The following is a 13,601-nucleotide window of genomic DNA, read 5'->3' as shown; positions in this document are numbered from 1 at the left end:
CGGGTGCCCGTACTTCCTTGGTCAAGGAGTACGGGCACCCGGGATAAAGTGGGAGCGCTATTTAGCGCCGAGAGAGCTTAGTGCTGTGCGACAGAGTCAGCTGCAGCTGCAGGGACGATCTTCACAAGCTCAATCTCGAAGACGAGCGTGCTGAAAGGAGGGATCTTTTCACCAGCGAAGCGAGCTCCATAAGCAAGCTCCTGAGGGATGACAACCTTTACCTTTTCGCCGACCTTCATGAGCTGAAGCATTTCCGTCCAGCCCTTGATGACCTGATCAACACGGAATTCAGCAGGCTTACCCTTAGATTCGTCGAAGACGGTATCGTCGATGAGCTTACCGACATAGTTCACCTGGACCATGTCCGTAGCCTTAGGCGTCTCGCCATTGCCTTCCTTGAGGACCTGGTAAGCAAGACCAGAAGCGGTGGTCTTCACGCCAGCCTGCTTCTTATAGTTCGCTACGAATTCAGCGCCCTTCTTCTTGTTCTCGCCGTACTGCTCTTCCATCTGCTTCTGCATTTCTTCTTCGTACTTGGCACGTTCCTGCTCCTGCTTCTTTTCGTAGTAAGCCTGAGCGATGGCGTTGATGCTATCGGACTGCGCAGCACGGGCAGCTGAGTCGAGGCTTAGCGCCTTCTTGAAGCCTGCGAGGAAGACAGCCTTCTTCAGCGTAGAGTCATCCTTGAAGCGCATAGCAGCCTGTACGCCCTGCATCTGACCGACATAGTACCAGAGCTTGGTCGTATCGCTGTTGAAGCCTTCCTCAAAACCCTTGAAGAAGAGTGCTGAGTCGACGTTCTCACCCTGAGCCTTAGCGCCCTGGATAGCGTTGATGAGTTCGTTAGCATTGCCAAAACCAACGGCGAAGGATACGCTGTCAGCATTGTCCTTGAGGTTAGCAGAGCCACTCTTAGAGCAAGAGTAGATACCGAGAGCCATGGCTGAAGCAGCCAGGATCATTGAGATCTTTTTCATCTTTCGTTGAGATACTGGATTGATTGGATATTATTCTGTTGTTATTTCTTTCGCTTAATGGGCTTGCGTCCCTTGGCCGAAGGAGTGGCCTTAGCTGGAGTGGCGGAAGAGTCTTCCTTCACCTCGGCCTTCGCCTCTCGGTAAGGGCGGATGTCGAGTAGCTCTACCTCGAAGAAGAGGGGCGCTCCTGGAGGGATGACTCCATTGACACCTCGCTCGCCATAGGCTAGGGAGGCAGGGATGAGGAACTCATACTTCGAGCCCTTTGTCATGAGGCAGATCCCTTCGGTCCAGCCTGCGATGACCTGAGAGAGCGGGAAGACAGCAGGCTCACCACGCTTAATGGAGCTGTCGAATTCCTTGCCATCGGTGAGGCGTCCCGTGTAGTGGACGACGACAGTATCCTGAGCCGAAGGGCGCTCCTCCTGTGCAGCACGAAGCACTCGATACATCAGGCCGCTCTCCGTAGTCTTCACTCCTTCGCGACCCTTGTAAGCGGCGAGGACGGAATCAGCCGAAGCCGTACGACGGCGTGTCTCCTGAGCACGGAGATCCGAGGCATAAGCTTCGAAGATGGTCTGAGCATCGGTAGCACTTATCTTGAGGTGCCCACCGAGGAAGGCATCACTGAAGCCCGAGAGGATCTGCTGACGGCTGAGGCTATCACCAGGCATCCGAGAGACGACTTCGGAGAAAGCTCCACTATTGAGTACACCGAAGGCATAGGCTACCGAGTCTTGGCGACTCGCTAGTGCCGACTTCTGCGTCTGGAGCTTCTTAGAGCAGGAGGCCGTAGCTAAGGCTAGGCCGAGGCCTAAGATCAGGGAATGAGAGATCTTCTTCATGCAGGCTACTTCCCTACGATGCCGATGAGCTCGATGATGAAGACGAGCGTACTGCCTGGCTGGATCATCTCGCCTGCTCCACGATCGCCGTAAGCAAGATCCGAAGGGATAGTGACCTTCCACTTCGATCCTACGGGCATGAGCTGGAGGACCTCCGTCCAGCCCTTGATGACACCCTGCAGAGGGAACTTCGCCGTCTGCCCACGATCCATGGAGCTATCGAAGACCTGACCATTGATGAGCGTGCCGTGGTAGTGGCACTCTACGGTATCGGTGAGCTGAGGCTTCTCGCCGTCGCCCATCTTGATGACCTCATACTGCAGGCCACTAGGTAGGGTCACGACCCCAGTCTTATGACCATTGATCTTGAGGAACTCTTCACCGGCAGCCTTATTCTGCTCGACGGCCTTGCGACGTACTTCCTGGAAATAATCGTTGATGACGACCTTCGCCTCATCATACGTCATCCGAGGCTCTGCCTCCTGAAGGACATCACGTACTCCTGCGAGGAAATCCTCGAGACTGATCTCATCGAAGCCCGAAGCTCTGAAGTTCTGGCCGATGCTTAGCCCTAGGGCGTAGCTTACTTTATTCATTTACGTTGCTTAAGTTCTTAGTACAGAGCTTCCCTCAGCCTTACTACAGGTCTGCGAGCAAGCTCCCTTGCCTAGCTTAGGCATATCAGGGGACAAAGTTAGTCATTTTTGTATCGTTGCAAAGCGGATATAAGGCGAATAGGAGCGAAGCATAGAGCAAAGCGAGACAGTCCTACGAATAGGCACGCCATACACCCACGCATCAAAACGAATCGACCTCGCCCCACACCACGCTGATGAGCTATGGATATGGGGCGAAGTCGAAGGTCTAGATCTAGCGATCTACCCTAGGGAAAGGATTGGCTACATCAAGGCCGTGAGTGCAGCAGCCAGACCGAAGACGATACCAGGTGCATTAGCTACCACGATAGGCCAGTCCTTCTTGGGCTGCAAGAAGCCATAGAAGACCCAGAGAGTACAGTTGACGGCCGCCACTAGGGGCTGGATCCAGTCCCCCTTGTGGCCATTGAGGTTGCCCTGGATCGTACTGATATAAGAGACATACATGAGGATAGCGGTCACCGAAGCGACAGTCCCCAGGATGGTCAGAAATTTAGACTTTGTCATAGGATCTATATGATAGATAAAACAATATTACCGGCGCAAAAGTAAAAAAACACAAGACAACACTCCCTACACCCTTCCTACAAATATCCTCCGCCCCCTCGGGGAAACCGCTAAAGAGACAGGGGCTACACCTATACAGTTTGCACTGCTAGACATAGCCCCTGAGGGCGAATCCCCACGCTAGAGAAGGTGGGGTATCGTGGATGGTGACTTACTTCTTTGCCAGGTCGTACTGCGCAGCGAGCTCACCTTCGGGGAGCTGCTTGGTCGTCTGGTCGAGCAGCGTGATCTTACCTTCACCGACCTTGTAGTAGGTCTCAGCGTTGGACGAAGGAGTGATGAGGGTCAAGAGGCCGTCAGCTTCGAGCTTGTACGTCCCGTTCTCATGGACAGGCTCTACGCCAGCCTTGGAGAACTCCTCGTGCTTGCTGTACGTACCATCAGCGTTGAGGACGATCGTCGTCTTCACTGATCCGTCAGCACCTGGGATCGTACCTTCGTAGGTACCCAGAGCTGCTTCGTTAGCTGCTGCAGGAGTTTCTACTACTGCTGCTACTGAATCCTGATTCAGGCTATCGCTCTGCGAAGCCTCCGTGTTACCTTGGCAAGAGGCCAGTGCCAGTGCCAGTACTGCGAATGAAACAAATACTTTCTTCATAATCGTACTATTGTATTAGTGGCTCTCCCGTCAGCAGTCTTCGCCATGAAGCCCAGTACGGGTGTTAAGCCGGGTACAAATGTACAAAAAAAACGTACCGATACTATAGCTTCGAAAATAGTTTGCTAGTCCTCGTCAGACAGGGCATCTACAGCGGCGAGCCAAGCCTTTGGGGAGACGTCGCTCGGCATACGCCAGTAGCCTCTGGGGGAGAGACTCACAGCCGCCACCTTAGGTCCATCAGGCATGCAGTTTCGCTTGTACTGCTGGGCGAAGAAACGGCGATAGAACTCCCGTAGCCAGCGCTTGATGACCTTCGGCTCATACTTACCCTCGAAGGCCACCTTAGCCAGGTAGAAGATCTTCTCGGGATCATAGCCGTAGCCGAGGAAATTGTAGAGGAAGAAGTCATGGAGCTCATAGGGCCCGACGAGGTCTTCGGTCTTCTGGTCGATACCCCCAGCTTCGTCGGTAGGCTTCAGCTCGGGTGAGATAGGAGTGGCGACGATCGAGCGAAGGACTTCGGAGAGCTCTGCCCCGAATCGCTCTATCTCCGCCAGGCGGGAGACGATGATCTGCACCGCTGTCTTCGGCACACCTGCATTGACCGAATACATCGACATGTGATCGCCGTTGTACGTGCACCAGCCTAGTGCTAGCTCGGAGAGGTCACCAGTACCGATGACGGGAGCATTGTACTTATTAGCCAGATCCATCAGTATCTGTGTGCGCTCACGAGCCTGAGTATTCTCATAGACGACATCCTGCACCTGGGGGTCGTGACCGATGGCAGCGAAGTGCTGGAGACAAGCCTCGGTGATATCGATGGTGAGCGAAGTGATACCGAGGCGCTTCATCAGCTCTAGGGCATTGTCCTTGGTATGGGTGCTCGTCCCGAGGCCAGGCATAGTCACCCCGATGATCCCCTCACGAGGCAAGCCCATAGCGTCGAAGGTAGCCACGGCGACCAGCAGAGCCAGCGTCGAGTCCAGTCCCCCAGAGATCCCGATAACGGCATGGCGGGCTCCGATGAAGCGCATACGCTGGGAGAGGCCACAGACCTGGATATCGAACATCTCCTCGGCACGCTCGTCTCGGCGACGGCTCACGGGGAGGAAGGGGTTCTGATCGATCTTGCGATCCACATCGTGCGACTCCTCGTGCGTACGCAGGGTGAAGGGTATCTCGGTCAGGAGACCTCGCTCGGTGTGGTCGACCACAGAGTCGTTGAAGCTATTGGTCATCATGCGATTGTTGTTGATGCACATCACATCGATATCGCTGATGATGAGACGCTCCTCATAGACGAAGCGGGACGTCTCGACGAGGATCTTACCTATCTCGGCGATGAAGGCCTTACCCGTGAAGACCGTATCCGTGGAGCTCTCTCCATAGCCAGCAGAAGCATAGACATAGCCACAGAGGTTCTGCGAGGAGAGTCCGCTGATCAGGGAGCGGAGGTAGGTATTCTTCCCCGCCAGCTCATTGCTCGCCGAGAGGTTGAAGATGATCTGTGCGCCGTAGAGTGCCAGGCGTGTCCCTGGGGTGTAGGGCGTCCACATATCTTCGCAGATCTCGATCCCGATGGCCAGCTTACCAGCACGGAAGAGGACATTGTGCCCGATGGGTACACGGAAGCGACCGATCTGTACGTGTGCCAGCTGTAGGTCTCGGGCGGCAGCGAACCAGCGTGCCTCCTGGAACTCTCGGTAGTTCGGCAGGTAGGTCTTGGGGATAGCCCCGAGGATCTGCCCCGACTGCAGGACGACAGCCGCATTGAAGAGCTGGGACTCGATACGTATAGGCATCCCCACGATGATGAGCACCGAGGTGTGAGCCGTACGCTCAGCCAGATCCAGCAGGGCAGCTTCAGCCTGATCGTTGAGGAAGGAGCGCAGGAAGAGGTCTCCACACGTGTAGCCTGTGATGGAGAGCTCAGGGAAGGTGATGATCTCTACCCCCTTAGCTTCGGCCTCTAGGATCTGCGCTTCGATGCGACTGACATTGTAGGCACAGTCAGCCACCCGCACAAAGGGGACGGCAGCTGCTACCTTGACAAATCCATACTTCATATTATTCCGTTTCTTGTTCTAAATCATTTGTGGATATACGACTAGATATGCGTACACCGACGGGATCCGTGCACGCATATCTCCCCCTTCGGAGAGGGGAGGGCTCACTCGGCGAAGTAGCGAGCCTATTGACCAAGAGCCGCTACACCCTGCTGGACCATAGCGATGACCTCGATCAGATTCTTCGTGATGAACTTCACCGAGATCGCCAGCAGGACGACGCCGAAGAACTTACGCAGGATGTAGACCCCGTTCTTGCCGAGGATACGGTCGAGGATAGACACGTACCGTAGGACGAGATAGACGAGGACCATGTTGAAGACGATGCTCAGCGCTAGGTTGATCATAGCGATCCCTGCCGAGCGAAGCGTCAGGAGCGTCGTGAAGGAAGCCGCCCCAGCGAAGAGGGGGAAGACCAGCGGGACGAAGGTCGTATTGCCACTAGAGTCATCCTCCGACTTGAATATCTCGATCCCGAAGATCATCTCCACAGCCATCACGAAGAGTACAATACCCCCTGCGACCCCGAAGGTCGAGATGTCTGCCCCGAAGGATCCCAAGAGAGGCTCCCCGACGAGCAGGAAGGCCAAGAGGATGATCCCCGAGTAGATCCCTACTTGGGAGGATTGGTAGGTCTTCCCTTTCGCCTTGAGCGAGAGGATGATGGGGATAGCTCCGATGATATCGATCGTCACGAAGAGGGTGAAGAACGATTTGTAGAGCTCATCGAGGCTGAAGAGGGTGAACTCTCGGCCTATCGCCGAGGTGATCTGACCAAAGTCGATCCCAAGCAGTGGAGTGGTCATCATTAGGTGAACGAACTTAGAGTGTAGTGTATGTAGCAAATAGCGAGGGGATATCCCTCTCTCAGAAAAGAGAAGAATACCCCCTCACATGGTGAGCGGTAGGCGAGGCTCGAACTCGTGACCCTCAGCTTGGGAAGCTGATGCTCTACCAACTGAGCTACTACCGCAGGGTTGAGACACCCCCCTTGAGGGGTTTTCCTGGTCGCAAAGATAAGGAGAAGTTTTGATTCCACAATAGGTATTAGCCCCAGACCACCCGCTGGGAGTGCCAGGAGCACCCCACCCCTATCCTTTGCGACTTCAGCCTCACTCAACCGAGCGCTCCACGGAGCCGTGACACGTAAATATAGGGTGTCGGGCAAGGCCTTCGAGGGTGCTCCTTCCTCACGGAACTTCGGGCGAAGGACGAGGCTTGATTTACCCCGTCTAAACAGGGGCTCTGGAGGGGGTAAAAGAAACCTACGGTAGGTCGTCGAAAAAACCTACTGTGGGTCGTGATGACGACCTACGGTAGGTCGCATCGGCGATCTACCGTAGGGTCCTTTTTGGGTCAATCGGAGAACGGGCGCTGAGCCCGCCTGATCAGGGCTTCGGAGCGTCGGGTAGCGCCTCCTCGGGGACATAGTAGACTTGCCCATCCTCCATCTCGTAGGCGACGCCGACACGACGCCCTCGAGAGCTAGACTGATCGGCCTTGTCTTTGGACGGGGTATAGCGCTCGATCTTCCCACCCTTCTTCGTGATGATCTCCATATTCTCCTTACCGGGGTTCTTCACCACAGAGAAGTCCTCTTGGGTAAAGACCTCGGTCATGTTCATGTTCATCACCATCGCTACCATGAGCGAGACGGCGAAGACCATAGCGACATCGAAGAGGTTGACGACGACGGTCAGCGGATCGGTATCTTCGCCCTGCATCAGGCGGTTGGGGCGACGAGGTTTGCGTGCCATAGATCTAAGCCTTGGGCTGTTCGACGAGGAGCGAGGAGACATACTCCAGCAGAGCGACATCCTTGGTGTACCAGCGCTGCTTGTACTGCAGGGTGATGAGGCCGATGAGGCTGATCACCAGACCGACGACCGTTGTAGCGAAGACCACCTGCATGTTGTAGGCCATCGCCCCGATATCCCCCGAGGAGAGCCCCACAAGGGCGGGACTCATCGAGATGAGCGTCCCCACGAGCCCGAGGACAGGACCTATCTTCGTCAGGAGCTTGGAGAGGGTGAGATCCTTCTCACAGATACTCTCATAGCTGCTGAGCTGATAGTTGACATAGTCCTCGGTCAGCCCCTGGCGGGTGAGGAGATCCGCTAGGTGATCGACGAAGGGGGAGCGGTTCGTCTTCGGCAGACGCTCCAGCAGTTCGCCCAGATTATCCGAGTGTAGCTGGCGGGTATCCCCTAGGAGCTGAGTGAGGCGACGGCGCTGCATGAAGCTATTGTAGAAGCTCCCGACGAGGATGAGCGACCGTATGAAGAGCAGGATGAGGAAGAGGATGTCTGGGATGAGCAGACTGTTGGAGATGACGAAGAGAACCTTAGAGATCTGATCCATGGATGCGGATGATGTATATTACTTAGATCGGAGTGTACGATGTATGCGGGGAGCAAAGTAGCCGACGACGAAGCAGATGAGTGCTACGACGGTCGTAAGTGCTAGCCCCCGCCACTGAATGGGACTCTGCTCAGGGGCTGTGCGTATCGTCTCATCCACCGAGGCGATGATGCCGAGGATGAAGATGAAGAGCTCGACGAGGAAGAGCACCTCCAGCCGTAGCTCTTCCTCGGGAAGGAGGAAGCGAAGGAGGTAGACCAACCCCAGCACGAGGACGAGCGTCCCCAGCGAAAGCAGGAGAGAGACCACCCCGAAGTCCACCCCTGGCAGGGCGAAGATCAGGGTCGACTGTAGGTAGAAGAGGACGGGGAAGAGCAAGACCCCAGGGTAGAGGCGTAGCACGAGGCTCACTACCCGACCTCGGGGTGTATGCGCCTTCGTCAGGCGTGAGAAGCTATACCCTACCACGAGGGCTACGTCCAGCGAGATGAAGATAGCTGCGTACTCCCTCAGCGAACGTTCGGCGATATAGCCAGCCAGCCCTGTCTTCGTCTGCTCTATAGCATAGGGATAGGTCAGATAGACGAAGACTGAGGCCACAGCACCGAAGAGGAGCGGGAGGATCCAGCCTCGCTCGAAGGTCAGGCGCAGTGCCGTACCCAGAGCGACGAAGAGCATGAGGATCTGAACGACTAGTTCCATCGGAGCGAAGGTCTAGGGTAGGTAGGAGCGGGCGTCTTAAGTGTGCTAAGCCTCATCACGACGGCGCTTGAGACGCAGTACCACCAGAAGTACCACGAAGAGGACAGCGACACCACCGACGACCCAAAGACTGCTGAAGCTCTTGGTCACCGAGCCTGCGGTATCAGAGACGGTCTCCTTCTTCATGACCATGCCGTTCTGAGCATCGACACCCGTAGTAGCCGAGCCTTCGTCCAGCTTCTTCATAGAGGTCTGATACTGGCGAGCCTCGTCGGAGGAGACGTGCTGAGCGATGAAGTCACGGAGCTTCTTATTATCGGCAGACATCCCTCCGCCCGAAGGTCCGTACTTAGCTACGACCTCGGTATGGCGGTGGGCAAGCGTATGGATCTGCTCTTGGGAGGCCTGCCACATCCCCTTGCGAACCGTCTCAAGCATCACTGCCGTCATCGCCTCCATCGCAGCGGGACTCTTCGCTTCGAAGGCCTGGGAGACACCGAGGTGATTGACGTCACGGATATACATATCGTAGAGCTGATCCCAGAGCTCCTTGTCGATGACCTCAGGCTTCATCACATTCCACCCATAGGTGTTGGTGACGATCTCACTGAGGCCAGCTATACTCGTCGCTCCCCCAGAGAGCACCTCACGGACATACTCGGGGTTGAGCACGGTAGCACGACTCTCTACGCCGATAGCCTCCTTGAGGTCCTGCATCCGCATATTGCTGTGATTGCGGTAGTCGGCGAGGTAGGTATCGGGGTCCTTCCCCGTGACTTGGCGCACGGAGAGCGTGAGACCACCCATGAACTCGTACACATGGTCGAGGCTCAGAGCACCCCAGGTATTATTCTGCCGGGGCTGTACGACGACATCGGTATTCTTCAGTGCTGCTCGGAAGAGGGGCTTGACGAATCGGCCCCAATCCTCCTTCTTGCCGGTGTAGGCAGCACCCATATTATTGAGGTAGACGTCAGCGATCTCTCGCTCCGTCTCCCACTTATCTCCAGCAGTGACCATCTCCTGAATACCCGTGCCATACATGCCGTTGATCCCGCCGAAGATGCGCACATTGGCCAGCTCACGAGCTTCCTTGGGTGAGAGGCCTTGCTCTACGAGCTCTCGCTCGGTAGCTACAGAGCCTTCGGCGACGAAGTTCGCCTGATCCTCCTTCCCGAGGGACGCTACCAGCTCGATCGCCTTAGTGATGAGTGCTAGACGAGAAGCAGCTAGGTCACGGAACTGACCCGAGGTCTGGATGACGACGTCAATACGGGGACGTCCCAGCTCCGAGGTCGGGATGAGACGGACATCCTCTACCGTGCCGAACTGGCTACGCACAGGCTCTACCCCGAGCATATAGAGCACTTGAGCGATCGTCACACCTTCGGTCTCGACGAACTCACTACTCCAGAAGGTATAGCTCACCTTCGTGGGATACTTCCCGTGCTGCTCCTTGTAAGCACGGAGTGTCTGCTGCGCTAGCTGTACACCCTGACTCCAGGCACGCTGTGAGGGCGTACTCTCGGCACGTACGGCGTAGAGGTTGCGTCCTGTGGGGACGGCACGAGGATTGGCTACAGCGTCTCCCCCTGGTGATGGAGCAGTGAAGCCCCCGTTGAGTGCGTTGATCATCGCATCGAGCTCCAGACGGGGACTATTCTGTAGAGCGTCTCGGTAGTTGATGACGTTGAGGATGGCTTGCTCCAGTTCGGTGATGGCTTCTGCTTCATCCTTCTCCTTCTTGGAGGGCTCTGGTGCAGTAGCCGACTTCGCCGAAGGATGTCCCCCAGCCTTCTTGTCCGAAGGGGTCTCTCCCCGCATCTGCTCCAGACGAGTAGGCTTGCGGGTAGGCTTCTCTGAGGAGGCTACTTCGGGCTTCTTCCCCTCGGCACCCTTAGCCGAAGCCTCCTTAGTCTTAGCGCCCATCATCGACGCCATCATCCCCCCACGGCTCTTGGGAGCATTCAGCTCACGAGCACGAGCCAGCTGTGCTGGAGTGATCCCTCCGTAGGAGAGGACGAGCGCCTCACTGACCGAGCCCGAAGAGAGGATGCTCCGCACGAGCTGCTGGGCAGGCTGGAGGTAGAGCTTATAGAAGCGATGCTTATTACTTGTATTGTCTAGGGGCTGGCTTGAGTAGAGACGATCCAGGCGAGCCTTAGCGTAGGCGATGGGGTCTGCGCTCATAGCTACGACAGTCGAAGATACCTTCTGCGGAGAGTAAGCTACCCCTGTGGTGTAGAGCTCTCCATTGATCTTCTCCGAAGCGATCTCCTCAGCGAAGTTGTCGATACGCTCTACCTCCTTGTCGGTGTAGGGCTTGGTGAGGATCGAGTCCAGGCGTAGCTCACGATGGAGACCAAGACCTACGGCGAGCTTCTTCACCTGTAGGCTCTGCACGTCCTTCTCCCGTGCATCCTTCAGGTCGTAGTACTTCTCTATCGCCTGCTGGAGATCGGTGAAGGTATGGCGGGTCTTGCTCTCGTCGAAGGCAGGCGTGATATAGGAGATGAGGCTCGCATAGGAGCGACGCTTTGCCATCATACTCTCCCCTACATTACCTATAGTATAGTAGTAGAAGTGAGGCAGGGGAGCTACCAGGGCTTCGCCCCAGTCACTAGCACCGAGGGCTACCTGCTTCTGTGGGGTGAACTCCAGGCTACCATGGGTACCGAAGTGCAGGAGGGCATCTGCCTGGAAGGTGTGTCGTGCCCAGAGATAGGCAGCGATATAGGGGTAAGGGGGTGGAGCACCTGCCCCGTGGACGATGGCGAAGTTGTCACTACCGATCCCCGCTACAGGCTGAGGGAGGATCGCGACATTGCCATACTGGATACGGGTGGTAGCTAGCTCAGGTGTCCCCGCCTTAGAGCTACGCACCATGTAGGATCCTGGGCTAGCTCCGTACTTGTCAGTAAGCTCCTTCAGTTGCTTGGGGGTCAGATCATGCTGGATCCACTCATCGAAGACGGCCTTACTCGTCCAGGCAGGATTGCCTGTCTGGAGGTAGTGCTCCATCTGCCCGCCCGATATGGACTGGATGACGGGACCCTTGCGCATGATCTGCTCCTCGAAGGTCTTCTCATCGGCGGGAAGCCCCGTGAGATCATAGCCCTCGGAGCGAAGGCGCTGCAGGAAGTGGTAGAGTGAAGGGACGACCTCCAGCCCTTGGGCAGTGAGCGCCTCTTGGCCTGGTCCCTTGAAGTAGTAGATCGCTAGGCGCTTCTGGCTATTGGGCTTAGTCTGTAGGGAGAGGAAGCGCTGTACGAGTTCGGTGAGCTTCCTGAGGCGCTCAGGGATAGCCTTCAGTACATAGAGGCCATCCGCATTCTTCTCCTCGACGGTAAGCACATAGGGATAGATAGCACCATCTAGCTCAGGTACGCCGATGGTCTGGGAGAGGAAGCTCCCCATCATCCCCTGCGGATCGCTCTCCCACTCCTCTTGGCTCGTCATGAGCGTCAGCGGAGCGATGACGGGGATGTTCCGCTCTTTCAGATAAGAGACCACCTGATCTCCCCCCATCATCGAGATACGTCCGTGGGGGAAGTGGATGATGAGGTCGGGCGAGACCTCCTTGATGAAGCGCAGACGATCGGCGAAGGAAGCTACCGGATAGACATTGAGCCCCACACGCTCGAGGCTGGTGATGAGGCTGTCAAGATTCTGCTTGTTCCCGCTGAAGGGGTCATTAAGACCTCCGATGAGAAGCACCTTCTTCGCTCCCTCGTGATAGTAGCCCATCTTGCGCAGATAGGCCTCATAGTCGGCAAGCTTCTCGAAGGCTACATTCTCATCAAGATGATAGTAGACATTGGTCGAACTAGGGGCTACCGAATCAGGCTCAGGAGCGAACCAGCTCTTCCCGTCGATATACTTACGTATGTAGAGCGATAGGGAGCGGTAGTTCTTCTTGTTACCGTTCTCCAGATACTCGGTGATCCGCTGGTCTTGGTGCTCGTCGAGGCTGGAGATCTTGTTCTCCTCCGTAGTGGCATAGAGCACCTTGAGCTTGAGGCCTTTCTTGCCCAGCTCCTGCACTCGGGCTCGCTCCTCCTCGTTCCACTTCAAGCCCATCCCGAAGGCGAGCACACAGTCGTAGTCGTCGAACTTGTCGATCTCCGACTGCTTGAGTTCGTCGTAGCGCACGTACTTACTCCCGTTGGAGAGGATGATCCCCGAGGACTGATAGCCGGGGAAGTTCACCAGAGCAATGCGGGTCGTGGAGCCATAATGGTCCCAAGCGAAGTAGCCGATGAGGGCAACTAAAACGAGGGCAATCCCCCCGAAGAGGAAGCGTCTCTGACGGCTTCGACGAGGGGCATGATGCTTGTCACTCATAGGTAATCGGTGTATGTTGGTCTTATCTCTTGCGCTCTAAGCTCTCCCTACGGAGAGTTGCAAGCAAAGATACAGCCATCACCCTACCAGATAAATACCTAGGAGTAGGGATATATCGCCCTTCAGCTCACCTAATTATAGGTAGCTCCCGCCCCTCTTCCCCACCCATCCCTCTAGAGAATAGGGCATCTCCCCCACCCTTCTTCTACCCAAAATCTTCCCCTCGGAGCGCTGAACGAAGGGCACTCCCATTTCCCCACTCCGAACGACCCTTTTTGAAGGGACTGCTCCCCTTGGCGCCAGCCCGCTCCACAGCCCACTTTGCGAGGCCTCCACAAAAGGGGGCGAAAAAAACCTACGGTAGGTCGCATCGACGACCTACCGTAGGTCGGTCAGACGACCCACAGTAGTTTTTTTCGGCGACCTACCGTGGGTCGGTTTTTACCCCCTCCAGAGACCCCATTCCAGAGGTGTGAGAT

11 protein-coding genes and 1 tRNA gene are annotated in these 13,601 nt (G+C 56.1%); all 12 read right to left on the bottom strand.

From position 1 onward, the window contains the following. Positions 1 to 77 precede the first annotated feature (77 nt). A complete protein-coding gene (locus HMPREF1556_RS03395) occupies positions 78 to 977 on the bottom strand; it encodes an FKBP-type peptidyl-prolyl cis-trans isomerase (protein WP_021666852.1) in 900 nt (299 codons plus the stop codon). Positions 978 to 1,018: 41 nt separating this feature from the next. Next, complete coding sequence (locus HMPREF1556_RS03390) at positions 1,019 to 1,822, bottom strand: FKBP-type peptidyl-prolyl cis-trans isomerase (protein WP_021666851.1); 804 nt, start codon at positions 1,820 to 1,822, stop codon at positions 1,019 to 1,021. 5 nt (positions 1,823 to 1,827) lie between these two features. Continuing rightward, entirely contained in the window at positions 1,828 to 2,418 is a 591-nt protein-coding gene (locus tag HMPREF1556_RS03385; protein WP_021666850.1) for an FKBP-type peptidyl-prolyl cis-trans isomerase, read from the bottom strand. 303 nt (positions 2,419 to 2,721) lie between these two features. Further along, positions 2,722 to 2,985, bottom strand: coding sequence for a SemiSWEET family transporter (locus HMPREF1556_RS03380; RefSeq protein ID WP_021666849.1), 264 nt, complete (start codon positions 2,983 to 2,985; stop codon positions 2,722 to 2,724). A 211-nt stretch (positions 2,986 to 3,196) separates the two neighbouring features. Beyond that, positions 3,197 to 3,643, bottom strand: a complete 447-nt coding sequence (locus HMPREF1556_RS03375) for a copper resistance protein NlpE (RefSeq protein WP_021666848.1) — start codon at positions 3,641 to 3,643, stop codon at positions 3,197 to 3,199. A 125-nt stretch (positions 3,644 to 3,768) separates the two neighbouring features. Then, entirely contained in the window at positions 3,769 to 5,715 is a 1,947-nt protein-coding gene (locus tag HMPREF1556_RS03370; protein WP_021666847.1) for an NAD(+) synthase, read from the bottom strand. Between the two features lie 125 nt (positions 5,716 to 5,840). After that, positions 5,841 to 6,524: a MarC family protein gene (locus HMPREF1556_RS03365; protein ID WP_021666846.1), complete on the bottom strand. Its 684-nt coding sequence runs from the start codon at positions 6,522 to 6,524 to the stop codon at positions 5,841 to 5,843. Between the two features lie 91 nt (positions 6,525 to 6,615). Then, positions 6,616 to 6,688 (bottom strand) — tRNA-Gly (locus HMPREF1556_RS03360). Positions 6,689 to 7,103: 415 nt separating this feature from the next. Next, positions 7,104 to 7,472 (bottom strand): DUF2149 domain-containing protein, encoded by a 369-nt coding sequence (locus tag HMPREF1556_RS03355; protein ID WP_044125179.1) that lies wholly within the window; start codon positions 7,470 to 7,472, stop codon positions 7,104 to 7,106. A gap of 4 nt (positions 7,473 to 7,476) precedes the next feature. After that, positions 7,477 to 8,076: a MotA/TolQ/ExbB proton channel family protein gene (locus HMPREF1556_RS03350; RefSeq protein ID WP_021666844.1), complete on the bottom strand. Its 600-nt coding sequence runs from the start codon at positions 8,074 to 8,076 to the stop codon at positions 7,477 to 7,479. Positions 8,077 to 8,094: 18 nt separating this feature from the next. Beyond that, the gene (locus HMPREF1556_RS03345) at positions 8,095 to 8,778 is read right to left on the bottom strand and encodes a hypothetical protein (protein WP_021666843.1); all 684 of its coding nucleotides are present in this window, start codon (positions 8,776 to 8,778) and stop codon (positions 8,095 to 8,097) included. Positions 8,779 to 8,823: 45 nt separating this feature from the next. Further along, positions 8,824 to 13,122 carry a cobaltochelatase subunit CobN gene (locus HMPREF1556_RS03340; RefSeq protein WP_021666842.1) on the bottom strand — a complete coding sequence of 1,433 codons (4,299 nt, stop codon included), beginning with the start codon at positions 13,120 to 13,122 and terminating at the stop codon, positions 8,824 to 8,826. Between the last annotated feature and the right edge of the window lie 479 nt (positions 13,123 to 13,601).

Source organism: Porphyromonas sp. oral taxon 278 str. W7784 (genome assembly GCF_000467855.2).
Classification (GTDB): Bacteria; Bacteroidota; Bacteroidia; order Bacteroidales; family Porphyromonadaceae; genus Porphyromonas.
Note: the sequence above shows the minus strand (reverse complement) of the source record. Positions and strands in the feature narration are given on the sequence as shown.

Bases quoted from the DNA above. Each gene is read 5' to 3' on its own strand.
- HMPREF1556_RS03395 (WP_021666852.1), bottom strand. From the start codon at position 977: ATGAAAAAGATCTCAATGATCCTGGCTGCTTCAGCCATGGCTCTCGGT.
- HMPREF1556_RS03390 (WP_021666851.1), bottom strand. From the start codon at position 1,822: ATGAAGAAGATCTCTCATTCCCTGATCTTAGGCCTCGGCCTAGCCTTA.
- HMPREF1556_RS03365 (WP_021666846.1), bottom strand. From the start codon at position 6,524: ATGATGACCACTCCACTGCTTGGGATCGACTTTGGTCAGATCACCTCG.
- HMPREF1556_RS03355 (WP_044125179.1), bottom strand. From the start codon at position 7,472: ATGGCACGCAAACCTCGTCGCCCCAACCGCCTGATGCAGGGCGAAGAT.
- HMPREF1556_RS03385 (WP_021666850.1), bottom strand. From the start codon at position 2,418: ATGAATAAAGTAAGCTACGCCCTAGGGCTAAGCATCGGCCAGAACTTC.
- HMPREF1556_RS03340 (WP_021666842.1), bottom strand. From the start codon at position 13,122: ATGAGTGACAAGCATCATGCCCCTCGTCGAAGCCGTCAGAGACGCTTC.
- HMPREF1556_RS03370 (WP_021666847.1), bottom strand. From the start codon at position 5,715: ATGAAGTATGGATTTGTCAAGGTAGCAGCTGCCGTCCCCTTTGTGCGG.
- HMPREF1556_RS03350 (WP_021666844.1), bottom strand. From the start codon at position 8,076: ATGGATCAGATCTCTAAGGTTCTCTTCGTCATCTCCAACAGTCTGCTC.
- HMPREF1556_RS03375 (WP_021666848.1), bottom strand. From the start codon at position 3,643: ATGAAGAAAGTATTTGTTTCATTCGCAGTACTGGCACTGGCACTGGCC.
- HMPREF1556_RS03345 (WP_021666843.1), bottom strand. From the start codon at position 8,778: ATGGAACTAGTCGTTCAGATCCTCATGCTCTTCGTCGCTCTGGGTACG.
- HMPREF1556_RS03380 (WP_021666849.1), bottom strand. From the start codon at position 2,985: ATGACAAAGTCTAAATTTCTGACCATCCTGGGGACTGTCGCTTCGGTG.